The organism is Paenibacillus flagellatus (assembly GCF_003217775.1).
Lineage (GTDB): Bacteria > Bacillota > Bacilli > Paenibacillales > NBRC-103111 > Paenibacillus_AB > Paenibacillus_AB flagellatus.
Genome location: NZ_QJVJ01000010.1, coordinates 131061 through 155000, shown reverse-complemented (window position 1 = coordinate 155000; position 23940 = coordinate 131061). Strand labels below are relative to the sequence as shown.

Here is a 23940-nt window from a genome sequence, read left to right as displayed (position 1 = left end):
TTACCGTCCTCCTCCGATCAATTCGTCGATCGCCTGCTTGATCACCGGCTCGATTTCCGGAGCGAACGGCGCCGGCAGCGCGAAGTAGATGCCGGAATCGTTCGCCTCGTAGCCGCCTTCCGCGATTTGGGACGCGGTCGGCACGTAGCCGATCATGCCGTTGCTGTAGCCCATCGGCAGCGTGGTGCCGCCGGATTTCGCCTTGACGTATAAGCCGTACTCGAGCACGACTTCGCCGTCCATCGCGAGGAAGGAGAGCCCTTCCGCAACGTCGAGCCGCGTCAGCTCGAACGGGATCTCCGGCCGGAGCAGCTCCGGCCGTGAACGCATCGCCTCGCCCCACTCCGCGAAAGGGCCGCCCTGCGCGATGCGCTCCTCGATCCGCTCCGACGTCGGCATCGCCTGGAACGGCAGCTGCACGACGAGCCGACGGCCGGACAGCGCCGTCACCGGCAGCCGCTTCATCGGCCGGTCGAGCACGCGCTCGACTTCGTCGGCAAGCGCTCGCCCGAGCCGCCGGACGTCGGCGTCGCCGCCGGAATAAAACTTGCCCTCGCGATGGAGCGCGGGGCGAATGTCGCCCGTGCAGCCTTGCAGAAACGAGACGACCGCCCCGCAGCCGAGCGTCGCCTCAAGCCGTTCCGCCGCCACGCCCGGGTATTCCGACGTGACGAAGTTTTCGCCCGTCGTCGTCGGATGGCAGGCGTAATGGACGAACACGGCCTTCTCCCCGCCGTTGTCCTTGCGGAAGCGAATGACGCTCACCTCGGGATCGTACGGGCCGTCCGGATTCGGCGCCATCGTCATCGCGCCGTCCACGGCGAGCCGCCGGTTGACGCCGATGCGGCATTCGCCGCTCCCGCGCTCGACCGTTACCGGCTCCAAGCCGGACAGCGCCGTCTCGACGCCGCGATACAGCGCTTCCTCGAGGCCGTCCATGTACGACGGGTCCGGCAGCCCGAGAATGCCGCAAAATTGCGCGCTCGTCTGCGGCCCGCCGTGCGTATGCTGGGCGCTCAGGATCAGGTCGGACGGCCCGATGCCGAACCGCTCCCGCAGCGTCTCGCGGATGCCCGCCATCCGCTCGCCGCCCCACCATATGATATCCGCCTGGGCGACGAGCAGGCGTCGCTTCGCCCCGTCTCTCGCCTGCTCGAACACGTTGATTCTTGCGTACAGCCTTCGGTTGACGCCCGCATACGGCCCTTTCCGGTGGCCGAACCCGGCAAGCGGAATCGGCCGCTCCGGGGTGATGTCGACTTTGGCCGTCCCGAGCAGCAGTCCGCCGCCGTCCCCGCTCATTCCGCGACCTCTTCGATGCGGACCGGCGCGCCTTTCGCGGACGATTCGTAGATCGCCTCGACGAGCTGGACGGCCCGCAAGCCGTCGATCCCTTTCAGCAGCAGCTCCTTGCCGGACTCGATCGACTCGATGACGTTCTCGAGCTGGGTCCGGTGGTAGACGTGCGAGATGCTGCGCGGGTCGGATACGCCGCCGTAGCCCGTATGAACGCCGAGCTCCGGCTGCTCGACGCCGGGAACGGTCCAATGCGCGATCGACGATCCTTCGAGCTTGATCGTCCCTTTTTCCCCGTACAGGTTCAGAGCCGCCTGGAAGCCCGGCTGGATGCTCGTCGACGCCATGATCGTGCCGAAGGCGCCGTTCTTGAACGTAAGCAGCGCCAAGCCGATGTCTTCGGCTTCCATGTCGTGCGTTTGCGTCGCCGTTTTCCCGTAGACGGTCTCGACGGCTCCGCCGAACCAGAGCAGCAGGTCGATCGAGTGAATGCCCTGGTTCATGAGGGCGCCTCCGTCCTGCTCGATCGTTCCGCGCCATTCGGCGCTGTCGTAGTACGCCTGCGTCCGGTAAAACGGCAGCGACACCTCGACGAGCAGCAGCTTGCCGAGCGCTCCGCCGTCAAGCGCCTCGCGTACGGCGACGTGCTGCTTCTCGAAGCGGCGCTGCGAGATGACCGACAGCGTCACGCCGTTGCGCTTCGCCGCCCGGATAAGCTCGAGCGATTGCTTCGTGTTCATCGCGATCGGCTTCTCGACGACGAGGTGCTTGCCCGCGTTCAGCACGTCGAGCCCGATGGCGGCGTGGCTGCCGCTCGACGTCGTGACGCAGACGATGTCGATGTCCGGGTTCGCGAGCAGCTCCTTGTAGTCGGTCGCGTACCCGCAGCCTTCCTTGTCCGCGAACGCTTTCGCGCGCGCCTCCGTCCGATTGGCCGCGGCGACGAGCTTGCCGCTCGCGAGCTCCTTGATCGCGGCCGCATGAAAATCGGCGATCGAACCGGTGCCGATAATGCCGAACCCCCACGTTTTCAAATCGGTTTCCCTCCCTCATCCCGGCCAGGCCGGACTTCTTGCATGAGGCGGCTCCGAAATAAGTACGTTCGTACCTATTTCCCGCCTTGCCGCCCCGTTTCGGCCCGATCAGGTACGTGCGTACCCGATCGGCCACCTTCTCGCTCGGCGTGCAGCCGCCGGCTTACTTCGCCGGGAACGCCTCCGCGACCAGCACGCGGAACGCGTCCAGCGTCATGCGCGAGCCGGCCGCCTTCGTCCCGCCTTCCGGCGCGAAGTGCGTCTCGATCGTGAACAGGCCGTCGTAGCCGTCCTCGGCCAGCGCGCGCAGCTGCGCGATGAACGGGACGGTGCCGGAGCCGACCGGCACGCAGCGCGACGTCCCGTCCGGGCGGACGTACGCGTCTTTGATGTGAACGTGTGCAAGAACGTCTTTAATCGCCTCGTAGCCTTCGGGGAACGCCGGTCGTCCGCCGTACGCCTCGTTGCCCGGATCCCACAGCGCCTTCATCGCGGGAGAACCGACGGCCCGTACGATCCGGCCGATCTCGTCGGCGAATCCGCCGTTGCAGGCCGGCTCGTTCTCCTGAAGCAGCAGCACGCCTTCCCGCTCCGCCACGGCCGCCGCCTTCTTCAGATGCGCGACGATGTCGTCGAAATACCGCTCCGGCTCGCGCTCCCGCCAAAACGAAAAGATGCGGATGCCCCGCGCGCCGAGCTGCTTCGCGATCGCGATGACGCGGTGCAGCTTCTCGTGATGCGCCTCCACGCTTTCCTCGGCTTGTCCGAACACGTCGCCGGTCGCGACCGGACGCGTCGGGTCGAGCGCGCACTTGTACAGCGGGGACGCGATCGCGCTGACCGAAAGCCCTCTCGCCTCGACCTGCCGGCGCACGTCCGCCACCTGCTCGTCGCTCATATTCGCGATATTGACGCCGTCGACGACGCGCACCTCGATATGCTTCAACCCTTGCTCCGCGATCCAATCCAGCGATTTCGCGAAATGGTCCGGATATACTTCGTCCGTCAAAATGCCAAGCCGATCCAACACCACGATTCACGCCCTCCCCTTTCGTCTGCTGCGGGCCCCCGCTCTCCGGGCGGTCTCCGCTTATTTCCACCTTTAACTATACCAAGGTTGGCCCGGGAAATGTTGATCTTTCTTACGATCGGTTTTTACTTTTTTTTCGTTTCCGGCCGCCCACCTGTATTATAGTTGTATCTTTCAAAGATCGTCAATCGTTTCCGCTCCTCAGCGCACCGCTTACCGCCATTTCGGGGGTTTCGCTTCTCCGCCGGCGAAATATTCGCTATAATGGGAACAAATCAAACGAAACGGACGATCCCGCATGCGACGCGACAACGAATTCCGCTATTCCCGACTGGCCCATATTCTCCGCGAACAAATCATGTCCGGCTTCATCAAGCCCGGCGAATATTTGCTTTCCGAAAACGAGCTGTGCAAATATTACGGCCTCAGCCGCACGTCGGTGCGGAAATCGCTCGATCAGCTGCTGAAGGAAGGGCTTATCGTGAAAAAGGTCGGACAAGGCACGATCGTCTCCCCCGACCTCGTCATCCCGCCCGACGAAAAACGGACGCTGCGCATCGTGGCGACGTCCCCGTCCCACTTCGTCGACAACTGCCTCGGCGCGATCGTCGACGCGTTCCAAGCCCGCTATCCGCAAGTCGAGGTGAAGCTGCTCAGCCTTCCCGGCTGGAACTTCTGGGATTCGCTCCGGTCCGGCGGCGAGCTCGGGCTGCAGCCGGACCTCGTGCTCGTGACGGACCGCTCCTTCGCCGAGGCCGACCGGCTCGACGCGTACCTCGACGTCGGCGAGCGGCTCGAGGACCTGCTCGGATCGCTGTACCCGCGCGTCGTCGAGCCGTTTCGCGGCGTCGACGGGCAGCGGGCCGTGCCCGTGACGTTCTCGCCCGTCTACCTGGCCTACAATCCGGAGCTGTTCGCCCGGTTCGGCGTCCGGGAGCCGCACCCCGGCTGGACGAAGGAGGAGATGCTGGAGGCGGCCCGCCGCTTGACCGTCGATTCGGACGGCGACGGCATTTTCGACGTATACGGGCTGTCGCTCTCGTCGTATTCGAGCCGCTGGCCGGTTATCGCCCTGCAGCACGGGGTCAAGTTCGACGCGACGACCGACCGCCGTTCGCTCGTCGACACGCTCGCTTTTTTCCACGACGTCCTGTACCGCCAGCGGATCGCGACGCTGTACCAGTCGTGGCGTTCGCGCATTAACCTCGACGCGTTTTTGCGGGGGAAGGCGGCAATGGTGCTGACGACCTCGATCGAGCTTGCCGGCTGGCGCAACGAGAACATGCCGTTCGAAGCGAAGGTCGCGCCGATGCCGTTCGGTCCGGTCCGCTCGACGCTGCTCGTCTCGAACGCCTTCATGGTCCGCAAAGATTGCCAGGACCCGGAGCTCGCCCTTTCCTTCCTGCGCACCGCGCTCGAGCCGGAGCTGCAGACGGGACTCGCCCGCGAAACCGGCTTCCTGTCCTGCTTGCCGGAAGTGAACGAAACGGTGTGGGACGCCTCGTATCTCGCCTCGCTTCATATCGCGAACCGGCAAATCGACAACGGCTATTTTTTGCACGAGCTGTTCGAGGATTCGAGCCGGCTCGAAGAGCTCGAAGCCGAGATGGACTTGTTCTGGGCCGGCCTGGAGACGGCCGAGTCGCTCGCCGACCGGATGATCCGCCTATTGTCCTGAACGGTTTCCCGCCCGCCTCCCGCTCCCCGCTTTTCCGGGGAGCTTTTTTTTGTGTCCGCGGACTTACGAAGCCCCGTCTTTTTCCAACGATATCGGGTGGAAGTCCCACCAACACCTGATCCATCTGTAACATTTTTCTACGAACTTTGTCGTTTTCGAAAAGGAGAACGCGATTTCTTGTCGAATATGGGTGTACATGCTTCTTGCGAACATGACGAAAAATTTGAAGGTGGGATTGTTATGAAGGGGACATTGTCGAAACTTCTCTCGCAATGGTCTAAGCTATGGAACCGAACGAGAAGCAGCGTGTCCGCAACCGACATTCGCGGCGTAGCGAAGCAGATGCAACAGGCGAATCCGATCAAATCGGTCGGCACGAAGCTGCTGTTGATTTTCTTCGTCAGCATTGTCGCCATGGTGCTCGTGGTAGGGATTTTCTCCTATCAAATATCGAAAAGCGTCATCAAGACGAAGGTCGCCGACGCCTCCCACGAGACGATCGTCCAGGCGACGGACAAAATCGACTTCCTGCTCGAAAACATGGAGAACATCTCCGTGCAGATCATGTCCGACGATACGATCGCCGACAACATGACGAAGTTCAAGGACAAGGCGCTCACCCAATTCGACAGGCTCCAAACCGGGCAGCTGGTCGGCAACCGGTTGAAAAGCTACGTGCTGTCCAACGCCAAAATCGCCGACATCAATATCATACCGTTCGCAGCGGACGTAACCGATACATACCGGTCCACCACGACGTTGAAGGACGAAACGTTCAAAGCGCCATGGTTCGAAGAAGTGAAAAAAGCCGACGGCAAAGCGATCTGGCTCCCGACGAGCAAAGCGGGCTACGTGACGTCCCCGAATTCGTTCGCCCTGGGCCGCGTCCTCCGCAACATCAAGTCGGGCTCCGTCGAAGGCATTCTCATCGTGGAAATCAAAGTAACGGCGCTGAAAGACGCGCTCGGCGTCGTCTCGATCGGCGAAGGCAGCGAAATCGCGATCATTTCCGCCGACAACAACGTCATTTATTCCGACAAGACGGACGACATCGAATCGAAGTACGCGATCGACGTCGCCGCCAACGTCGCCTCCACGGGCAACGATTCGGCCAACTTCGACGCGACGAAGAACGGGGAGCACTTCTTGACGGTGTACGATCCGATCCAGAAGTCCGGATGGCTGATCGCCGGCGCCGTACCCGTAGGCGAGCTCGTGAAGGACGCCAAAAAAATATCGAACCTCATGTACGTCATGGTGTTCGTCTCGATGCTGCTGGCCGTCCTGGTCGGATATATGGCGATCCGGATGATCGCCCGCCCGCTCGTCGCGGTCCGCAACCTGATGATGGAAGGCGCGCGCGGCAACTTGACCGTCCGAACGAAGGATACCGGCCGTCAGGACGAGATCGGCCAGCTGTCCGCCAGCTTCAACCAGATGATGGAGCAGATTACGAACCTCGTCTCGCAAACGACCGTGTCCGCCCAAGAGGTGCTCGATACGGCGGCGGAGCTGTCCGACGCCTCGAAGAAAACGGCGCAGTCGGCCAAAGAAATCGCCGTGGCGACCGAGGAAATCGCGGGCGGCGCCTCCAGCCTCGCGGTCGAGGCGGAGCGCGGCAGCGACTTGACCGGCAGCATCACGCAGAAGGTGAACCACGTCGTCGAAGCGAACGCGCAGATGGAAGCGGCGGCGGCCGAAGTGCAGCTGGCGAGCCGCAAAGGGACGGCGTACATGTCCGAGCTGATCACGAAAACCGGTACGACCGAGGAAATGACCCGTTCCATGGTCGAGAAGGTCGAGAAGCTTCAGGAAAGCACGAGCTCGATCCGCAAAATATTGGACATGCTGAACAACATTACGAAGCAGACGAACATTTTGTCGCTGAACGCGACAATCGAGGCGGCCCGCGCGGGTGCGGCCGGCAAAGGCTTCATGGTCGTCGCCGACGAAATCCGCAAGCTGGCCGACCAGTCGAAGCAATCGATCGACGTCGTCGCGCAAATTACCGACCGCATCCAGACCGAGATGCAGGAGACGGTCGCCGTCCTGTCCAAGGCGTACCCGATCTTCCAGGAGCAGATCGTATCCGTGAAGGACGCCGACGAAATATTCAAGCAGGTGCAATCGCAGATGGACGGCTTCGCCGACCAGCTGAAGGAAGTGACCGATTCCGTCCAGCAGCTCCGGGATTCGCAAGCGGTGCTCTCCGACGCGATGAGCAACGTCAGCGCGGTCGCGCAGCAATCGTCCGCGACGTCCGAGGAGGTCGCCTCGCTCAGCTCGGAGCAGCTCAGCATCAGCGGCGGGCTCGTCCGGTTGTCGGAGAAGCTCGAGGACTTGTCCAATTCGCTCAAGGAATCGCTCAGCAAGTTTTCGATATGACGGTTCAAGGCCGGTGTCGCGTTTCGTTCGCGATACCGGCCTTTCCTTTTCCGACTCACGGCCGTCAATTCGCGGCGTAGGCTTGCGCGTGGCCGTCCTCCAGTCCCTTGGCGAACCCTTCGCGGTAGCCTCGGTCGTACGCCTGGTCGAACGCCCGGTTGTACGCCGCCTGAACCGCCTCGCCGCTCGCCGTGCGTATTCTCCGTTTTCTGCGGTTCGCCGCGCCCGCGCGGATCCGGCGCTTGCGCGGCGCCGCGGCCGAGCGCCGCCTGCCCGCGCCTCTACGCGAGGTTTTCGCCGTCGCCCCGATCCTGCTTCGTTTCATCCGATGTACCTCCCGCCATGACTTTGACCGTCCGGTTCACCCAAGGCTTGGCGCCGTCGGAGCGGCCGACGCGGGTGAGCCGGATTCCGGTCAGCCTCTCCAGCACCGCCCTTTGGTACCGGCCGATCGTCTGCAAGTTGCCCGCCAGCTGCTTGGCGAAGTTCGGCGAGTCGTCCGATACGTCCGCGACGCTCTCGATCATCTTCGCGATCGCCCTCTGGCTCCGGGCCAGCGACTCCAGCATATCGAGCATCAATTCGTTCCGCCTGCGGAAATCGTTCATTACATGCCGCCGCCCATGGGGAGCAAGTTGCCGAATCCTCCGCCGTCGAAGCCTTCCCCGCCGGATTCCTCCTGCTTGTTCAGCACGATTTTCAAGCTTTTGGCCAGCGCCAGCTCCAGCTTCGTCAGCCCTTCGATCGTCTCGATGAACTGCTCGTGAATTTCGATCGATTTTTGCAGCTGTTCGTCGTGACCGCCGAACGCGCCGTCCGCCACGTGCAGGCAAACCCAGTCGCGCGACCGTTCCGCCTCGAACGCCTTCGCTTCCAAGATGAGCGAAATGTTGAATTGGATGCGCGCGCTGGCCTCCATCATTTGCATAAACGATTGCGAGCGTTCCAACGCCCCGTCCTCCTTTCGTCCCGCTCCCGATCCGCCGCCATCCGGACGGCGGCCGCGGTTACTCTTCCTCCTCCGAGGCGCTAAGCTCCTTCACGACCATTTCCAAGTTGTCGGCTACCGCGTCGATCAGGTCGGCTACGCCGTTCAAGTAGGCCGTAATGTTTTTCGTGACGTCCATCGCATTTTTCGCAATGCCCTCCACCCCGTCGAACCCCGGGTTTTCGCTGGGGAGCACGACGACCATTTGCGCGGTCTTGACGATCGAATGCCGTTTCGCTTCCAGCAGGCGGGCCATCTCCGCATGCGATTTGGCCATATGCGCGATGATCGACGAGACATGCTCCTGCACGAGGATTCCTCCCTCTAATTCGGTCTCCCGTTATTGTATGACGGTAACGGAGCAAACGTCCGCCCGCCCGAGCGTCGGACCGCCTATTTTCGCCGATTCCCGCCCGCTCGCCGAAGCGCGAAGGCGGCTCCCGCAAGAGCCGCCCCCGCCTTTCCTCACACATAATAATTCCCGGAGTAGACGCCCAGCGCATTGTTCAGATGGAACGTCACTCTCGACCAGTTGTATCGTCTCGCCGTGGCGACCGCATTGCGCGCCATCTCGGCCGCGAAGCCGGGGTCCGTCATCATTTTGACGATCCCTTGGGCAACGGCGGCCGCATCCCCCTTCTCGACCATGATGCAGTTGTAGCCGTCGCGGCAAAATTCCTCGTTGCCCTGCGCCCGCGTCGTGACGACGGGAGCGCCGCTCGCCATCGCCTCCAGAATCGGCATGCCGAACCCTTCGTGGTACGACGTCTGCACGAATACGCCGCAGTTGGCGTACAACCCGGCGATTTCGGCGTCGGCCGGGCGGTCGATGAACAGATTCGGGATGCCTCTCAGATCGGGCGGCTCCAGTCCGAACGTGACCGCGGTCGCCCGATCGATCCGGCGGCGCACTTCCTCCATCGCGGCGACCGTCACCTCGAAGCCTTTCAAATGCTGGCTTTTGCGGCTGCACGCCAATATCCGGTAAGGATCGTAATGACCGGTTCGGTTCGGCCGGAACAAGTCCAGATCGATCGCGATCGACACGTTGTACGGATGTTTGCCGAACCGTTCGCGCAGCTGGTTGGTCGTCCATTCCGCCACGGTTATCATATTGGCCGGCGTCCGGTACGTGACGTGCACCTTGGCCTGCATCGCCGGATCGTTCGGATAATAGCTCTCCTCGACGTCCTGGATGAGGTAATACGGGAAGCCTCGGCCTCCCGTCGCGACATCGCAGCTCTTGAGCACGACGGGCAGCGTCTTCCACCATGTCGCCACCTTGATCGCGCGCATCGTCCGCAGACGGTCGAGCATCTCGCGGTAATTCGGGAACGTCGTCACCGGAATTTTCAGCGGGAACCAGCCCGGCTGCCCGCCGAGGGCGAACAGATGCACCTTGTAGCCTGCGTCGTGAAGCCGGTTCACATGCTCGAACACGTTTTTGATGCCGCCGGAGACGTCGGTCAGCTCCAGCACGTAGACGACTTCCATTTGGCTGAACGGCGAAGGAGACCCGCCCGACCATTTGCTCCAGAACGTCTGCTTGGATTGCTCTTCCTTTTCCAGCAAAAACGGACTTTTCGTCGCGAAATCGGTTCCCCTCGTCTTACCCTCCAAATGGGTGGCCGCCGCCTCGCCGCAGTAGATCACTCGCCACCCCCGCGACTTGGCGCGGTAACACATATCCATATCCTCGAACGCGATATAATATTCCTCCGAGAACGGACCGATCTGGTCGATCAGCTCGCGCTTCACGAGCATCAAGGCGCCGGTAACCGCATCGACGTCCTCGACCGCCTGCGCCGGCTCGTAATCCCCCGGCATGAACCGGTACCGGTGGTCGAAAAACCGGTTGGCGCTCGGATACGCCCCCCCGTGCTGCACGGTGCCGTCCGGGTACAGCAGCCGCGCCCCGACGATCCCGATATTGGGCGACGCTTCGGCCGTGCGCACCATCCGGCCGAGCCAGCCCGGCTCATGGAAGACGATATCGCTGTTGACCGTGACGACGTAGGCGCCGTTCGATGCCGCGATCCCCGTGTTGACGGTGCTGCTGTACCCGGTGTTGTCGGCTTTGTTGATCAGCCTGACCCGGCCGGATACGAGCGTTTCCAAGCCTTGCTGCACGTCGGGCGGGCTGCCGTCGTCGACGATGACGATCTCGTAAGGAACGTCGCCCGCCGTCAGCTCGATCGAGCGGACGCATTGCCGGACGAGCTCCACTTGCCGGTATGTGGGGATGATGATGCTCGCTTTATGCTCATACCGCCCGCGGGTTCTTCCGTTGGCCGGCTCCAGCGTCACGTTTTGCCAATTGTCGATGAAATCGATCGAATCGTCCACCGTCGGCCCGGATCCTGCCGGTTGACCCGAAGCCATGGCCCGGGAGCGCCGCTTCCCGCGCCGGCCGCGTCTGCGGCGGCGCCTCCACGCGCCCTTCCTCGTCCGTTTCCGCCCGGTGCGGCGCGATTTGCCTCTGCGCGCTTTTTGCCGCTTGCGGCCGGAAGCGAACGTTCCTTTTCTCAAGCGAAGCTTCCTTCTGCGCGAGGAGCCCCCTCTGCGCGCGGCCAGCCGCTTTTTCCGCTTCGGCCGGCTTGCCCGCTTGAGTCCCTTTCTGAACGTTCGACGGGTCGTTCGCATAAGTTCCCTTCCTTTCTGTCGGCGGAATTCATCATAGTGTATGTACACGTCAGCGGAAGGGAATGGACCGATAACCATACGGGCGGGACGGCCGGCCAATTTGGGCCGGCATTCGCGCAGGCGCGCCCGCATATATATGGGTGTTTGCCTTTACACCATCCGGAAAGGCGTGGTCGCAGGATGTCCACCGTCGGGGAACCATACGGACCGGCTCCGTTGCAGTTATCGTTCGATATGAGGAACGCCGTCTATTTCAAAAAAAACGATCGGAACTTCATACTCCAGCAGTTCGCCGGTCAGCAGCCCCTCCAGCAAAACCTGGGCCTGCTCGACGTGTACTTCAGCCGCGGAAACAGCGTAGAGGCGCATTGGCACCCCAATGCGAACGAGCTGATTTATATGGTGCAGGGGGAAGCCGAAATCTCCGTTCTCGAGCCGTCCGGCCTGCGGCTGCTCCGTTACCGGGTGAAGCCGCCCCAAACGGTGTACATCCCGATGGGATGGTGGCATTGGGCGTTCGCGCTTGCGGACCAGACTCACCTGCTGGCTATTTTCGACAACAACGCCACCGAGGTCATTTTCGGCTCCGACATTTTAAGAAAGACGCCTCCCGAAGTGTTCCAAGAAATCTATGGAGTCGACGCCGCCAAGCTCGCCGAAGTGCTGAAGCCGATCGACCGCACCGTCGTCATGGGCCCGCCCGATCCGACGGATATTCGGTGGCGAATCGGAGCCAACGGCAACACCTGACGCCTCCGGAACGACCGTTCCCGTCAAACGGACGCGAGCGGACCGAGCCGCTCGGTTACCGGCGAACGAAGGACGTATGAGCGCCCCCGCAATATGGAGATAATGTCCAATACGTCCGAAATAAACGGAACGCTTATGCGTACGGCTTCCGTACTTGTCACGATTAGCGGAATCGGGAAAGGGAACTATGCCTCATCTATTCTGGTACTACGGTTTGATCGTCATCGGAACGGCCATTACCGTCTACACCGCGCTCCGGAAAGGAGACGCCGATTTATTCCCCTACTTCGTCTTCGCCACGGCCTGCTCCTGGATCGGGGAAGCCGTCGTCCTCTTCGTTTTTAATGCCTACGCTTATAAGCCGGGGCTCTTTGCCGACCCCTTCGCCGACAATATTATCGGGCACATCATCGCCAATACGGCGTTATGGTCTTCCGTCGCGATCGCGGTCATGTACTTTCAGCTTTCCTACTTTCGGATCGGGTTGTTCTCCGTGGCGTTCATGCTGATCGAGGTCGTGTTTGTCCGAGCCGGCGTCTACTCCCACTATTGGTGGCACACCTTTATGACCGGCTTGGCGACCTTCCTTTTTATGGTTCTCATGAAAAAATGGTACTCCATCGTTTATGCCGGCACGCACAAGGCTCCGCGCTTGATAACGCTTTGGACGATCGCATGGACGTTTCTGCAAACGCCGACCAGCGTGCTTATGCTGTTCGAGAAACAGTTTTTTCGCGTCCGTTGGGTGGACAACCTGTACCGGGACAGCACGCTGTTCAGCGGCTTCGTGTATCATGCGGGGATAGCGGTATTGTTCATCGCTTGCCTGTGCATGACGGGCAAGAACTACTGGAAAGCGGTTCCTCTTTTGGCCGTGCTGGCCGGGGACGTTATCTTATGGAAGATGAACGTGCTGGAATTTCACGGCGGCTGGAGCATCGGCCACCTGGCCTGCTTCCGCGCGGCAAGCTTCCTGTCGTTTATCGCGGTGGAACGATTTACGCTGAGACCCCGTTCCGATCGGCTGCGGCCTATCGGATAACGAGGACGAGGCCGCCGGCCATGGGCCGGCGGCTTTGTCGTCTATCCGAAAAAAATCGTCCGGGCAACCGGACGATGCGTCTCGTGAGAGGACGATGACAAAAACGGCTTTACACCAGCGTTTCTTGGTAAATGTCGATGATGAACGACAGGCCCGCCGTATTGAGCGCTCCGTTGCTGACATAGTTGAGAACGTCGAACGTGAACAGGAAGCTGACGCTCGACAGCAGGGCGATACCGGACAGGTTGACCGGAATCGTGTAGAAGCGGATGTTTTGCCAGTTATAGGGGAAGGCGTTGTCAACGGTCATTGAAGCGTCCGGGTTCGCGATGTTACCCGCCGTCAGCGGGGCGTTCAGCACGTTCGGCGTCGGGATGATCGGGAGCGACAGCAGGGCGTTGGAGAACGATTGGATCCGGGCTTCCACGGCGTTGTCCGAGAACACCGCCATGGAGATGATGAAATTGGCCGTCAAGCCCAAAGCCAGCAAAACGGGAATCGGCAGCGATACGGTGGCGAAGGCGCGGCGCTCGCCCGGAACGAAGGTCGGCTGGGACCATAGAACCTGCGGGTCCGGGGACGAGGCGAATACGGGGTTGTTGTCCCCGGCGAACTTCGCGAGCTGCGGGTACAGCCCTGCGGCGGCGTTGCCGACGTCGACGACGTTCGCGGCTCCCCCGGACAGAAGCGCCACGGCCTCCGCGACGGTCGGAGCGGTCGTTACGTTGTTCGTACGGCTGACGATACGTTGAACAGGTACGATTGGCATTCAGGAACCCTCCTTTTGTCTATGAGATCGTGAATCCTCTCACATTACCATCATATTCCGAGCAGCCTGTATGGAATGGACAAACGATAACGGTCCAAGCGTACATTTTCGACCGCCGGGTCCTTCCGCTCATTCACGCTCGTACATCCCGCCATATAATGCATGGAGGAAGGAGGGGAAGCCATGCATCATCTGTGGGAATCGGTCATCCGGACCGCCTTGTACGCCACGAAGCCGAAACGGGTCGCGGAAATCGGCTCCGAAGCCGGACACTTGACCCGTCCGCTTCTCGACTATTGCGCGATGGTCGGCGGGGAGCTCGTCGTCATCGACCCGGCGCCCGTATTCGACGAGCACGAATTGAAGCGCATTTACGGCTCGCATTTCTTCCTGATCCGCGGCACCAGCCTGAGCGTGCTGCCCTATATCGGTCCGTTCGACGCCGTCATGCTGGACGGCGATCATAATTGGTATACGGTATACCACGAGCTCAAATGGATCGAGTGGGCCGCAACGCATTACAACCGGCCGGTAACCGTCTACATCCACGACATCGATTGGCCGTACGGGAGGAGGGACTTGTACTACTTTCCCGAATCGATTCCGGCCGAATACCGCCACCCCTATGCGAAGAAAGGGATGGTGCGCGGCGTATCAACCCTTGTCGACCACGGGGGGCTGAACGACGGCATGAACAACGCCCTGTACGAAGGAGGCCCCCGCAACGGCGTCTTGACGGCGGTCGAAGACTTCATGCGGGAGACGAAGCTCCCCCATCGCTTTCAGCCGATTTACATCCAGCACGGCATCGGCATTTTGTCTCTCAACGTCTAGAACGGTACTTGCGTCAAACGATAATCGCCTTGCCCTCCAAACGGATGGGCAAGGCGATTGTCGTCATTCGATAAGAGAAAGCTTATCGTTTGCGAGCGGCGTCTTCGTGGCGATGAAAATGTCCCGGATGAGCCCCCATTGCCCTTCCCCGTGAAATTGAGAGTGCATCGGCTTATGGATGGGCGTGTATACATGCGCAAAGCCCGAGCGCTTCAGACAGAACGCGACGTAAGAGGGACTTGGCCTGTTCCCGACGGCGTGCAGCGCCTGGGAGTTATCCAAGCTGTTTTCCGCAACCAACTTGCATATCATTTCCGAAGACGGAGTGATGCACGTTTCGATGAGCATCATCTCCCCGCATGCTTGATAGGCGTTCCGAATGAACCGGAACGGGTCGGCCAGATGGTACAGCAGTCCGTAACAAAAGACGATATCGAATTTCCCGTAATTCAGCCAGTCTTCTCCTTCCAAATCCGCCACTTCGGCCCGTAAATGCGGATAAAATGACCGGAACTGCGCGATGTTGTCCTCCCGGCCGTCCAGCCCGAGCACGTTGCAGCCATGGAGAGCGAAAAATTCGGAAAGCCGGCCGATTCCGCAGCCGAGATCGACGACGGACTTGCCGTAAATAGGCAGCTGTAGCGAGGCCAGATGACCGAGCCGGGCTGCCGTAATCGCATTGTAATGCGGGTCGTCAAACACCATCGTCTTATCATTTACATAACTCATGCGTGATCCTCCCATTCAAGACGGTTTTCGGGCGGCGTAAACGTCACCCAATCGAAATATCAATGCAAAGATCTCTCGATCCCATTAAAAAAACGTACAATGCCAACCCGCCGTTCCTCCCTAAATTCAACCCGTCATCCTCCGTGACCGACTTTTGCGTAAAAAGCGTCGCCCCATGAGGGGTGATGAACGGAAGTCGTAGCGACGCGCTGAAACCCGAACAGCGCCAAATATTGATCGACTTGCGAAACGAGTGCACAGCCTTCGTACATCTCCTCGAAGTTCACTTCGGAGCAGATCGCTTCCATGTAAGGAAGCGTGTTGGCGGCACCATGAAATGCAAGCAGCTCGGCCCCTTGAATGTCAACGTTCATGAAACTGAAGTCCGTTGCGAACAGCCCCATTTCCGCAAGAAGCGAGTCCAACGTTTTGGACGGCACGGTCAGTTGGTAATCCTCGTCGATATGAGGATAAATATCTTTATGACGCTTCAACGGTAAAATCGAACTGCTCTGGTCGAACGACGTGACGCGCAACCGGACATCGCCGTTTTGGTTGGAAATGGCGCAATGTGCCGTACGTACTTGCGGCCAAGCCCCAACCGCCGAATAGAGCCTCTGGTAGACGAACGGATTTGCTTCGACGAGCAAAATTCGTTCGAATCCCAAGGCCAAATAAGCCCCTACCTCCTGGCCTTCGTGAGCGCCGATGTGAATGACGCCCTTTCGGGAAACCCCGTATTGTTGTATCAGTTGAGCCCAGTCCATGAATCGTTGCCTCCTTCTTCTCCTAATCTCAGCTTACGACGCCGACGGCACTGTCCCAAGGGTCGAAGGGAACGAACTGTCCGGCATAACGGGACGGTCTCAGAAATGTCGTCGCTCGCTCGTTCATCATGGCGGCAGAAAACGAAAAAGTGCTGTTGGATATCAGCATTACGTCGCTCTGGCTCAATAAATAGAAATCCGGATAGTAGGGTGCGACGGGCAACGATGCGCCCAACCGTTCGCTCGTAACGGGGTTGTACTCGGCAAAGTCCGGCAAAACCGTATCCGGCTCGTCGGTAGCGATGAACAAAACCGGTTGGTCCAGCGTGTGCCAATGCTGGTGCAGCCAGCCCTTGTACCAGTCGTTGGGCGGAACGAAGAACACGTGAGGAAACAGCAAATAATCGGTACGCCGAATATGAAAGGCCACCACGGTTCTCCCTAACATCCGCAGTTGATCCGCGGCCCGTTCCACGACCGCCTTCGCTTCACCGACGGGTTGGAACAAGGATCGGTAGTACTCTCTGTAAGGTCTGTGGAAGCTCGTATGAACTTGGAAGCAGCCGAATAGGTCCACATTCCGGTACGGCGGGTCGGCCAATACGACCGGGTCTTGGGATGCGTCGTAATAGTTGGTTTGGAACACTTGAGGAAGCTCGATCGAAATCGTCGGGTCCCGATGTCCGAATAAATAGTGGCCGATCCAAACAGGGGTCTCGACGCGAAATCCATGGCGCTTGGCGTAAATTTTCAAAAACGAATACTCAAACAACTGATTGCCGAACCGTCCCAAGTGCCCGAGGCACGACATCGTAACGACGGGCGACCCGTTCATCGTCCATAACTGAACGCTTTCGCCGCCCAACAAGATGCCGATCGCAATATCTTTTTTGGACGCACCCGCCCGCAGCAAGCGCAAATGATGCTCGAAGCCCACGTAATCGGGTTCGCGGTTTAACGCCTCCCTGTACAGCTCGACGATAAAGTCTGCGTCGTCCAACGAGAGAAGCCTCCGCATGATGTTCAGAAATCTCATTCCCTCGCCTCCTTAAGCCCGGTTTTGCCTGTACCATTCGATCGTTTGCTTCAAACCCGTTTCGAGATCGGTCTTCGCGACGAAGCCGATCCGGTCCCTCGCCATCCCGACGTCCAACTGGCGACGCGGCTGACCGTCCGGCTTGCCTGCGTCCCATCGAATCTCGCCCTCGTATCCCGTCAAACGGCGGATCATCTCGGCCAGCTCCCGAATCGATATTTCATAGCCGGATCCGAGATTCATCGGTTCCGACAAGTCGTACCGCTCGGTCGCTTTGACGATCCCCTCCGCCGCGTCCTCCGCATACAGAAACTCGCGCGTCACATGGCCGGTTCCCCACAAGGTAATCGATTTCGCGCCGGTATCGATCGCTTCTATGCATTTCCGAATAATTGCGGGAATGACGTGGGAGGATTCGAGGTCGAAGTTGTCGCCCGGACCGTATAAATTAACGGGGAGCAGATGGATGGAATTGAACCCGAACTGCTGCCGGTACGCTTGGGACTGGACGAGCATCATTTTTTTGGCCAACCCGTACGGAGCGTTCGTTTCTTCCGGATAACCGTTCCACAAGTCGCTTTCCCGAAAAGGAACCGGGGTATATTTCGGATAGGAGCAAATCGTACCGATGCTGACGAACTTTTCCACCCCGAATCGCCGGCTTTGCTCCATCAACTGAACGCCCATCATCAAATTGTCGTAAAAGAACGTTCCCGGAAGCTTCTGGTTGGCGCCGATTCCTCCGACGACAGCGGCCAAATGAATGACGACGTCCGGCTTCGCGTCTTCCAGCATCCGAACGATGTCCGTTTCCTTCGTCAAATCGTACATCCGGCTGCGCGGAACGAACAGATGTTCATAGCCCCTTCTTTCCAGCAAGCCGATCACATGCCTGCCCAAAAATCCCGATCCGCCCGTTACCACGATCCGTTTATCCGCCAAGTTCACATGCCCCACCTCGCAAGTAAAATAGTGATGGATCGTTACGAATCACGCAGCACCGTTTCGATCATCCGCTCCAATTGCCCGGGATTTACCATAATCGGTTCTCCCACGATGCCGAACGGATGAGCCGCCAACTCGGGGGAGATCCGTTCTCCGATCAAATAGCGGTAGTCGAGGCCGACATGGTTGGCGATCATCCAGTAGCAAGGATTAATGAAGCTCGGAGAAAAAAATTCGACGACTTTCGTACCGGGGCTTGCAAAGACAAGGTTTGTCATCCCTCCTCCATGCGGCCCCACTATGACTTTGGCCTGTGCGAACAATGCCGCCTGTTCGGCAACCGAAAGCTGTTCCGGGAAAACGCGACAAAATCCGTAGGACTGGAGGAGACCGCTTATTTCATGCTCGTTGATCAGTTTTCGGTGACCCGAATTCATGCGGCAGATATAGAGATATTCAAAACCAGGAATCGGTTTGCGAAGGGGCGGCATCACGTTGTCGCGAAGAAAGTCGACGGCATATTTCTGCGGATGACCCGCGTGTCCGTTCATCGGCGCGACGACCAACCGCGCGGCTTGAATATGAGTACTGGAATTGCATTCTATGCGCAGTTCCTTGGTAATCCCGATCGCGTTCAGCGTTTCCTCCTGAAATGGCATCGGGTAACCGCGGCTAACGACATACCGGTCGATCGGAATGTTGCTATTCCGCAGCAGCGAAAATCTAGGGAGTACGTCGATCATCCAATGGTAGTAGAACGCGGTCGCCGAGCAAGTCGCGACTCCCAACGTTTCCGGTACGTAAACCGTCGGTCGCAGCCCCGTTTGGTGCAGGATCGGGTACGCTTGCGAGAAATCGATGGAAAGGTCCATCAAAACCCGGTTATCCGGGCTAATTACCGCGCCGCCGACGCCCCACACCCGACCTCCGGGAACGACGGCGACGAATTGAGGGACGGGGGGCACGTTCTCAAAATGTTTCATTTCGGCGTCCTTAGCGGGGTCCAACCCTGTCATGGGCGCACGAATGACGGTTTCAGGCAGATCGAATTCCATGTAATGGGCTTTTCGCTGAAGCGGATCCGCGAAGGCGGAAGCGACCCAGTCCCATGTAGTCGGATACGTCCCGGCAGGCGGGGGCATTTCCTCCGAAAGCTTGACGGCCATCTCTTCCCCTTTCGCGATTTGGGCCAATACGATAATCCGAGGCACGCCCAGCGCCAACATCCTGCAGAAGTATTCCGCAATCGGCGGAGACGGCTCGTAACCCAGCAGCTCCCGGTAAAGCCCCCTTATAAAGTCGGCGTCGTTCCTATCAAAAATGGTTCGCAAAGTTTTGGCTACACTCAACGTTTCTCCTCCCCCCCGCTCGCCCGCCTAAATAGCCGTACGCCGGCAATGCGGCCTTATGATTTTCAATAGACGGGCCCACCTTCACCCGTTCTACCGTTGGCTGTAGTAGACGGCCGCTTCCGCGCCCAGCATCAAGCCGATGATGATGTTCGCTTTGGTCGCCCCCCCGCACAGCAAGTTCAAATGATGCTCCATTCCGACCGGGTCGGCTTCACGATCGAGCAGCTGCCGATAAGCTTCGGCGACGAATTCCTCGCCTTCCAGCCGCATTAATCCCTGCAGCGTTTCGTAAATTCGCATGCCCATCCTCCTCTTGTATTCGATTTGTCTGTCGGCATATTGACAGCGAACAACCTCCTATATGCTATGTTCCGACGGACAGGACCGATTGCGCGTTTTCACCAATTGCGCCGCAATTGGACGCATGGACGCGCGAAAGCGGCGGGTTACAAACCCGCCGCTTTCAACGCTCCGGCCAGCTTGACCGGGTCGACGACCAGATCGTGATGGTGCCCTCCCGCTCGCGGCACGCCGCCTCCGAGACAGCAATAATAATCGAGTCCGACATGGTTGCCGATCAGCCAATAATGTTTGGGCACGTAGTCGGGAGCGAACAGCTCGATCACTTTCGCTCCCGGACGGCAAAACGCCAAATTGGCGAGACCCGCCCCGTGCGGGGCGACGACCGCTTCGGCCGAGCGGAATAAACGCACCTGCTCCCGAACCGTCATCGACAGCAAATCCGTCACGATGAACCCGCGGGATTGAAGCAGCTCGACGACCTCCGGCTCGTTCGCCACCCGGCGGGCTTGCGCCCCGGCGCGGCTGATGTAGAGCCGGACGCCGCTGCCCGACGGCGGCTCTTCCGCGTCCGCCGATCGGAGCAGCTCGCCGCGGACGAAGTCGGTCGCCCATTTCGGATACTCGGACCACATGACGAGCGACGGCACGAGAAGCCGATCGGCCGCCGCGTGGAAGGCGTCGTCCGTCTCGACGATACGGGCCGGATCGAGACCCAGCATCCGGAGCGTCTCTTCTTGAAACGGCCGGTTCCCGTTCCGGTTGATCACGTACGCGTCGATCGGCTCGCCGTGCAGCCGGAGCAGATGCAGCCGCGGAAGCACGTCGAACAGCCAATGGAAGTAGTTCTCGCTCCCGCAAAACGTCAAGACGGCCGCCGTCCCCCGGATGCGGCGCAGCGGGAAAGGCTGCCAGCGGGTGAAGACGGAATGCCGCTCCCCGAGCACGAGATCCCCGTCGTACTCGACGGATACGTCGGATAGAAGCCGACCGTCCTCCGTTATGACGGCGCCGCCCCGCCCCCAGAGGCGCCCGTTCGGAACGGTCGCGACATAGGCGGGTGCCGACACCGATTCGAGAGGCCGGAAGTTCGGGGGCACGGGATCGCCGAGCCAATCGGCGTCCCGGTACGCGTACCGGTAACCGCCGTAATATTCACGATAATGCCCGGCCGACTCGAGACCGGCGGCACGAAGCCATTCGGCGGGGCCGGCGTAAAAGCCCACCGGCCGCCGGGCGTCCTCCGCCGCAACCGACTCCGGTTCGGGCGGCGCGGCCGGGGACGCGTCGCCGAAGCCGGGGGCGAGCTCGAGCCCGGGCGCCGGCGATTGTCCGACGTCGCGAAAGGCGGGATTCCGGCTTCGCCGGGCACCGGCCCTCCCGCGCCGCGGCCAAAACCGCCGCTTGCGGGCGGAGCGGGAGCGGGCCGACTTGCCGGTGCTTCTCCGAACGTCGTCCCTCGACCGTCTCCGCCTCTTCGGCTTGCCCGGCAAAGCCGCGCGCCTTCTTCGCATCCGCTTCTTGCGCAAAAGAGTAGGCATAATCGAACGCTCCCGACCGTGTGGATAGTTAAAGCAGCCGCAAGCCGGCCAGCCGCTCGCGTATCGCCTTCCCGACCGCATCCGGCGAGAAGTACGTGCGGATCGTCCGCTGGCCGGCGGCGGCGAGTTCGGCTCTCCATTGGGCGTCCCGCACCAGCTTGCACATATAATAGGAGGCATGCTCCAAATCCGGATCCGCCCAATATTGGTGCGCCTTGTACGGCCCGTAGTCCCGGCCTATGCGGACGAGCCGGTACTGGACGGCGCAGCTGTTGCTCGCATCCATAAAGTCGGTGTTGCCGGACCAATTCGTGCCGATCACGGGCTTGCCCAAGTACATCGCCTCCGCGAGCGGCAGGCCGAACCCTTCGGAGCGATGGAGCGAGACGACGCAGTCGACGGCGCGGATCAGCGCGTTCGCTTCCCCCCGGCCCAGCACCCGGTCGATCAGAAAGACGTTCGGCTCTCCCGCCAACGTCTCCCGCAGCTTGGCGACCTCCTGCGGATCCGGGTTGTTCACTTTGATGACGAGACCGGCGGGCAATCCTTCCTGGCGAATCGCCCGCTTATACGCCTCGATGACGGCGAACGGGTTTTTGCGCGGGGAGAAGCTGAACGTATCGTACATGCACAGGAACAGGAACAGCCGATCGGGCAGCCCGAACGTCTGCCGGTTGATGCCGTCGGGCACGTCGACGCGTATGCCGTGCGGAATCCGCACGACGGGCACCGGAGACTTGGCGGTGACGCTCGCTTGAATGAACTTCGTCGGCACCCAAATCTCGTTCAGATGCCGGAACCCTTCCGCGTATTCGTCCGGAAATTCCGGCAGCTCCCAATGCCAATAGCCGATATTGTATCGTCCCCGTGCCGTTTCCTCCCCGATCGTCCGCCAGGCGAGCGACATCTGGTCCGCATTGACATGGAACAGGTTGACGTTGTAGAACGGCGCGGCGATTTCCTTCCACACCCAAGACCGGTCCCCGTTGCGCGCATAGTTGCCCGCCTCGTAGTTGACGATGCCGAACGGGATGTCCGCACTGCGGATCGCCCCGGCCGCGAGCCGGCACGATTCGCCGACGCCCATCTCGAAGCGGGCGTAGCCGATCAAGTTGATGCCGGGTGCGTAGCTCGGAAGAGCCGCCGGCCGGAGCGGAGGGCTCGCCGGCGCAATTGCCGCAGCCGGCGCGATCGCCGGCGCCGCCGCTGCGGGGACGGCGGGAGACGCCGCTGGCTGCGCGGGCGCGGGCGCGGACGGCGGCGCGAGGAGCGCAACCGCCGGGGCGGCGGACGGCTTCGGCGAGGCCGCGTGCCGTCTGTTGCCCCCGCGCGGCTTGACGATTCTCGCGCGCCACCGGAGCTTGGAAGGCTTCCGTCGCTTCGCCCGCGCCTTCGGTTTCGCCTTCGTCTTCATCGGATTGCCCCCCTTCTACCCGTGTCTCCGGCGCGACCTGCGGCCGGACGCCCGTTTCGCGGCCCGGCTCCGGACGATCGGCCGATGCCGGCGCCGGCGCCCTCTTCCCGCCGGGCCCCTGACGCCGCCTTGCCGGCCGATGCCGGTGTGACGGGCCGGCCGCGACGGCATCGGCTCGGCAACGGCGCCATCGGCGACGGCGCGATCGATCGCGGCGTTCCAGTCCGCGGCGTCGATTCCGTACTCGGCCGGCGCGTACTGCCGTCCCCATTCCAGCAAAGCGCGTCGGTTCGCGCCGAGCGGATCGGGGAACAGGCTGCGCAGGTCGCCGCGGCGAAGATAAATCTCGTGAAGCAGCCGCGGAATGGAGCCGTCCCCGTCAAGCGGGGCGAGCAGCCACCGGTAGAAGCCGCCGGGGTCCGTCGTCCGGAACGGATCGCCGAACCGGCTCGCCTCCGGTCCGGCCGCCCGGTACAGCATCCGGACGACGTCCGGTATTTTCGAGCCGTTGTCGAAGCGGCCGTACGCGTACCGATAGCCGGACGTCTCGGCCAGACCGTGCTTCTCGAGCTTCGCCGCATACACGCGGAACAAATGGTACAGATCGGCCGTCTCCGACCAGCCGAACCGGTTTTGATGCCGCGAGATGCCGCTCAGATCCGGCATGAAGCCGCTGAAATGATAAAACGTCAACGGCTTGCCGTTCACGTGGAAAACGCCGTCCCGGTACGTGATCTTGCGCTCGTGCACGTTCCAATACGCCGCGTTGAGCGCCGAATCGCGGGACACGTACACGCCGTCGAACATAGCCGGGGCGAAGTCCATCCATTTCTGATCCACATGGAAGCCCCGGTCCGGCTCGAGCCAGCAATAATGCCGCAGCCGTTCCTTCCACCAGCCGAGCAGCCGGTCGCTCGCCGCCGAGCGGGAGATCGCGAGGAAGCCGAGATTGTAGACGCCCGCCTTCAGCAGGTCGATCTCCTCCGGCCGCTTCCCGTCGTCCGGCAGCGGGGACAAAATGTGCGGGGTCAGGATGACGGCGGTGTCGTCCAGCATCTGGTACACGTCGTCCATGTTCCGCAGCACGAGAATGTCCGGGTCGAAATAGACCATTTTGTCATGTCCGCGAACACGGAGCAAGTAATCGAGGAAAAACGGCTTCACCGCCGTATTGAACTCCGTCACGTTATATTTGAACTTCAGCGAGGGAGCGTCGGGCAGCCCGATCTCCCCCAGGTCGACCCACTCGAAAAGCTCCTGGCGCGAGCCCGGCAGCCCTTCCGGATCGTCGGCCAGCAGCACGTACGCCTTCCCCCCGGGGTGGTGCTGCAAGAACGATTCGACGAGCGTCCGGGCGAAGGCGACATAGTTTTTCGAGATGATCGTGCACATGCACCACATGAATGC

Annotated in this window: 23 protein-coding genes; 5 read left to right on the top strand and 18 right to left on the bottom strand. The window is 60.9% G+C overall.

Annotated features, from left to right (window positions below; translation table 11 throughout):
* The 3 genes from DLM86_RS21940 to DLM86_RS21930 all read right to left on the bottom strand — a co-directional run bounded on the left by DLM86_RS21940 (position 1) and on the right by DLM86_RS21930 (position 3363).
* Positions 1-1302: a neutral/alkaline non-lysosomal ceramidase N-terminal domain-containing protein gene (locus DLM86_RS21940; RefSeq protein WP_110842210.1), complete on the bottom strand. Its 1302-nt coding sequence runs from the start codon at positions 1300-1302 to the stop codon at positions 1-3.
* Positions 1299-2330, bottom strand: coding sequence for a Gfo/Idh/MocA family protein (locus DLM86_RS21935; RefSeq protein WP_110842209.1), 1032 nt, complete (start codon positions 2328-2330; stop codon positions 1299-1301). The genes DLM86_RS21940 and DLM86_RS21935 overlap by 4 nt, the downstream gene beginning before the upstream one ends.
* A gap of 163 nt (positions 2331-2493) precedes the next feature.
* Complete coding sequence (locus DLM86_RS21930) at positions 2494-3363, bottom strand: sugar phosphate isomerase/epimerase family protein (RefSeq protein ID WP_110842208.1); 870 nt, start codon at positions 3361-3363, stop codon at positions 2494-2496.
* 295 nt (positions 3364-3658) lie between these two features.
* Here DLM86_RS21930 and DLM86_RS21925 point away from each other — a divergent pair, with 295 nt between their 5' ends.
* A complete protein-coding gene (locus tag DLM86_RS21925) occupies positions 3659-5038 on the top strand; it encodes an extracellular solute-binding protein (protein WP_110842207.1) in 1380 nt (459 codons plus the stop codon).
* A 414-nt stretch (positions 5039-5452) separates the two neighbouring features.
* The gene (locus DLM86_RS21920; protein ID WP_425453993.1) at positions 5453-7423 is read left to right on the top strand and encodes a methyl-accepting chemotaxis protein; all 1971 of its coding nucleotides are present in this window, start codon (positions 5453-5455) and stop codon (positions 7421-7423) included.
* Between the two features lie 64 nt (positions 7424-7487).
* On the opposite strand, the gene DLM86_RS21915 is transcribed toward DLM86_RS21920, so the two are convergent.
* The 5 genes from DLM86_RS21915 to DLM86_RS32800 form a co-directional block, all read right to left on the bottom strand.
* Complete coding sequence (locus DLM86_RS21915; protein ID WP_110842206.1) at positions 7488-7748, bottom strand: hypothetical protein; 261 nt, start codon at positions 7746-7748, stop codon at positions 7488-7490.
* Positions 7705-8031 carry a hypothetical protein gene (locus tag DLM86_RS21910; RefSeq protein WP_110842205.1) on the bottom strand — a complete coding sequence of 109 codons (327 nt, stop codon included), beginning with the start codon at positions 8029-8031 and terminating at the stop codon, positions 7705-7707. Before DLM86_RS21910 ends, DLM86_RS21915 begins: the two co-directional genes overlap by 44 nt.
* Complete coding sequence (locus DLM86_RS21905) at positions 8031-8372, bottom strand: alpha-helical endospore appendage domain-containing protein (RefSeq protein ID WP_110842204.1); 342 nt, start codon at positions 8370-8372, stop codon at positions 8031-8033. The genes DLM86_RS21910 and DLM86_RS21905 overlap by 1 nt, the downstream gene beginning before the upstream one ends.
* 58 nt (positions 8373-8430) lie before the next feature.
* Positions 8431-8721: a nucleoside-diphosphate sugar epimerase gene (locus DLM86_RS21900; protein ID WP_110842203.1), complete on the bottom strand. Its 291-nt coding sequence runs from the start codon at positions 8719-8721 to the stop codon at positions 8431-8433.
* Between the two features lie 155 nt (positions 8722-8876).
* The gene (locus DLM86_RS32800; protein ID WP_245954813.1) at positions 8877-10940 is read right to left on the bottom strand and encodes a glycosyltransferase; all 2064 of its coding nucleotides are present in this window, start codon (positions 10938-10940) and stop codon (positions 8877-8879) included.
* A gap of 330 nt (positions 10941-11270) precedes the next feature.
* On the opposite strand from DLM86_RS32800, the gene DLM86_RS21885 reads away from it, so the two are divergent.
* The gene (locus tag DLM86_RS21885; protein WP_245954810.1) at positions 11271-11804 is read left to right on the top strand and encodes a cupin domain-containing protein; all 534 of its coding nucleotides are present in this window, start codon (positions 11271-11273) and stop codon (positions 11802-11804) included.
* Positions 11805-11991: 187 nt separating this feature from the next.
* Positions 11992-12846 carry a hypothetical protein gene (locus DLM86_RS21880; protein WP_110842201.1) on the top strand — a complete coding sequence of 285 codons (855 nt, stop codon included), beginning with the start codon at positions 11992-11994 and terminating at the stop codon, positions 12844-12846.
* A 109-nt stretch (positions 12847-12955) separates the two neighbouring features.
* Here DLM86_RS21880 and DLM86_RS21875 read toward each other — a convergent pair whose 3' ends face one another.
* The gene (locus DLM86_RS21875) at positions 12956-13615 is read right to left on the bottom strand and encodes a hypothetical protein (protein ID WP_110842200.1); all 660 of its coding nucleotides are present in this window, start codon (positions 13613-13615) and stop codon (positions 12956-12958) included.
* Positions 13616-13798: 183 nt separating this feature from the next.
* On the opposite strand from DLM86_RS21875, the gene DLM86_RS21870 reads away from it, so the two are divergent.
* Positions 13799-14449: a class I SAM-dependent methyltransferase gene (locus DLM86_RS21870; protein WP_110842199.1), complete on the top strand. Its 651-nt coding sequence runs from the start codon at positions 13799-13801 to the stop codon at positions 14447-14449.
* Positions 14450-14512: 63 nt separating this feature from the next.
* Here DLM86_RS21870 and DLM86_RS21865 read toward each other — a convergent pair whose 3' ends face one another.
* From DLM86_RS21865 to DLM86_RS21820, 9 genes are all read right to left on the bottom strand, one after another.
* A complete protein-coding gene (locus DLM86_RS21865) occupies positions 14513-15178 on the bottom strand; it encodes a class I SAM-dependent methyltransferase (RefSeq protein ID WP_158289610.1) in 666 nt (221 codons plus the stop codon).
* A gap of 134 nt (positions 15179-15312) precedes the next feature.
* Positions 15313-15945, bottom strand: a complete 633-nt coding sequence (locus DLM86_RS21860; protein ID WP_110842197.1) for an FkbM family methyltransferase — start codon at positions 15943-15945, stop codon at positions 15313-15315.
* A 28-nt stretch (positions 15946-15973) separates the two neighbouring features.
* Entirely contained in the window at positions 15974-16981 is a 1008-nt protein-coding gene (locus DLM86_RS21855; RefSeq protein ID WP_110842196.1) for a DUF4214 domain-containing protein, read from the bottom strand.
* 12 nt (positions 16982-16993) lie between these two features.
* On the bottom strand, positions 16994-17929 hold the full coding sequence (locus DLM86_RS21850; RefSeq protein ID WP_110842195.1) for a GDP-L-fucose synthase family protein: 936 nt from the start codon (positions 17927-17929) through the stop codon (positions 16994-16996).
* Between the two features lie 35 nt (positions 17930-17964).
* Positions 17965-19275: a glycosyltransferase family 61 protein gene (locus tag DLM86_RS21845; RefSeq protein ID WP_110842194.1), complete on the bottom strand. Its 1311-nt coding sequence runs from the start codon at positions 19273-19275 to the stop codon at positions 17965-17967.
* A gap of 93 nt (positions 19276-19368) precedes the next feature.
* Entirely contained in the window at positions 19369-19578 is a 210-nt protein-coding gene (locus DLM86_RS21840) for a DUF4214 domain-containing protein (protein ID WP_158289609.1), read from the bottom strand.
* 146 nt (positions 19579-19724) lie between these two features.
* Positions 19725-21119, bottom strand: a complete 1395-nt coding sequence (locus DLM86_RS21835) for a glycosyltransferase family 61 protein (protein ID WP_158289608.1) — start codon at positions 21117-21119, stop codon at positions 19725-19727.
* A 28-nt stretch (positions 21120-21147) separates the two neighbouring features.
* Positions 21148-22533 (bottom strand): glycosyltransferase family 4 protein, encoded by a 1386-nt coding sequence (locus DLM86_RS21830; RefSeq protein ID WP_245954809.1) that lies wholly within the window; start codon positions 22531-22533, stop codon positions 21148-21150.
* A 15-nt stretch (positions 22534-22548) separates the two neighbouring features.
* Positions 22549-23934, bottom strand: a complete 1386-nt coding sequence (locus tag DLM86_RS21820; RefSeq protein WP_110842191.1) for a glycosyltransferase family protein — start codon at positions 23932-23934, stop codon at positions 22549-22551.
* Positions 23935-23940 lie beyond the last annotated feature (6 nt).

What these genes read in the sequence shown, in the direction of transcription:
- DLM86_RS21915 (WP_110842206.1), bottom strand. Translation starts at nt 7,748, where the DNA reads ATGAAACGAAGCAGGATCGGGGCGACGGCGAAAACCTCGCGTAGAGGC.
- DLM86_RS21835 (WP_158289608.1), bottom strand. Translation starts at nt 21,119, where the DNA reads ATGCCTACTCTTTTGCGCAAGAAGCGGATGCGAAGAAGGCGCGCGGCT.
- DLM86_RS21860 (WP_110842197.1), bottom strand. Translation starts at nt 15,945, where the DNA reads ATGGACTGGGCTCAACTGATACAACAATACGGGGTTTCCCGAAAGGGC.
- DLM86_RS21920 (WP_425453993.1), top strand. Translation starts at nt 5,453, where the DNA reads ATGGTGCTCGTGGTAGGGATTTTCTCCTATCAAATATCGAAAAGCGTC.
- DLM86_RS21865 (WP_158289610.1), bottom strand. Translation starts at nt 15,178, where the DNA reads ATGAGTTATGTAAATGATAAGACGATGGTGTTTGACGACCCGCATTAC.
- DLM86_RS21855 (WP_110842196.1), bottom strand. Translation starts at nt 16,981, where the DNA reads ATGAGATTTCTGAACATCATGCGGAGGCTTCTCTCGTTGGACGACGCA.
- DLM86_RS21820 (WP_110842191.1), bottom strand. Translation starts at nt 23,934, where the DNA reads ATGTGGTGCATGTGCACGATCATCTCGAAAAACTATGTCGCCTTCGCC.
- DLM86_RS21925 (WP_110842207.1), top strand. Translation starts at nt 3,659, where the DNA reads ATGCGACGCGACAACGAATTCCGCTATTCCCGACTGGCCCATATTCTC.
- DLM86_RS21910 (WP_110842205.1), bottom strand. Translation starts at nt 8,031, where the DNA reads ATGAACGATTTCCGCAGGCGGAACGAATTGATGCTCGATATGCTGGAG.
- DLM86_RS21940 (WP_110842210.1), bottom strand. Translation starts at nt 1,302, where the DNA reads ATGAGCGGGGACGGCGGCGGACTGCTGCTCGGGACGGCCAAAGTCGAC.
- DLM86_RS21870 (WP_110842199.1), top strand. Translation starts at nt 13,799, where the DNA reads ATGCATCATCTGTGGGAATCGGTCATCCGGACCGCCTTGTACGCCACG.
- DLM86_RS21875 (WP_110842200.1), bottom strand. Translation starts at nt 13,615, where the DNA reads ATGCCAATCGTACCTGTTCAACGTATCGTCAGCCGTACGAACAACGTA.
- DLM86_RS21830 (WP_245954809.1), bottom strand. Translation starts at nt 22,533, where the DNA reads ATGAAGACGAAGGCGAAACCGAAGGCGCGGGCGAAGCGACGGAAGCCT.
- DLM86_RS21880 (WP_110842201.1), top strand. Translation starts at nt 11,992, where the DNA reads ATGCCTCATCTATTCTGGTACTACGGTTTGATCGTCATCGGAACGGCC.
- DLM86_RS21840 (WP_158289609.1), bottom strand. Translation starts at nt 19,578, where the DNA reads ATGCGAATTTACGAAACGCTGCAGGGATTAATGCGGCTGGAAGGCGAG.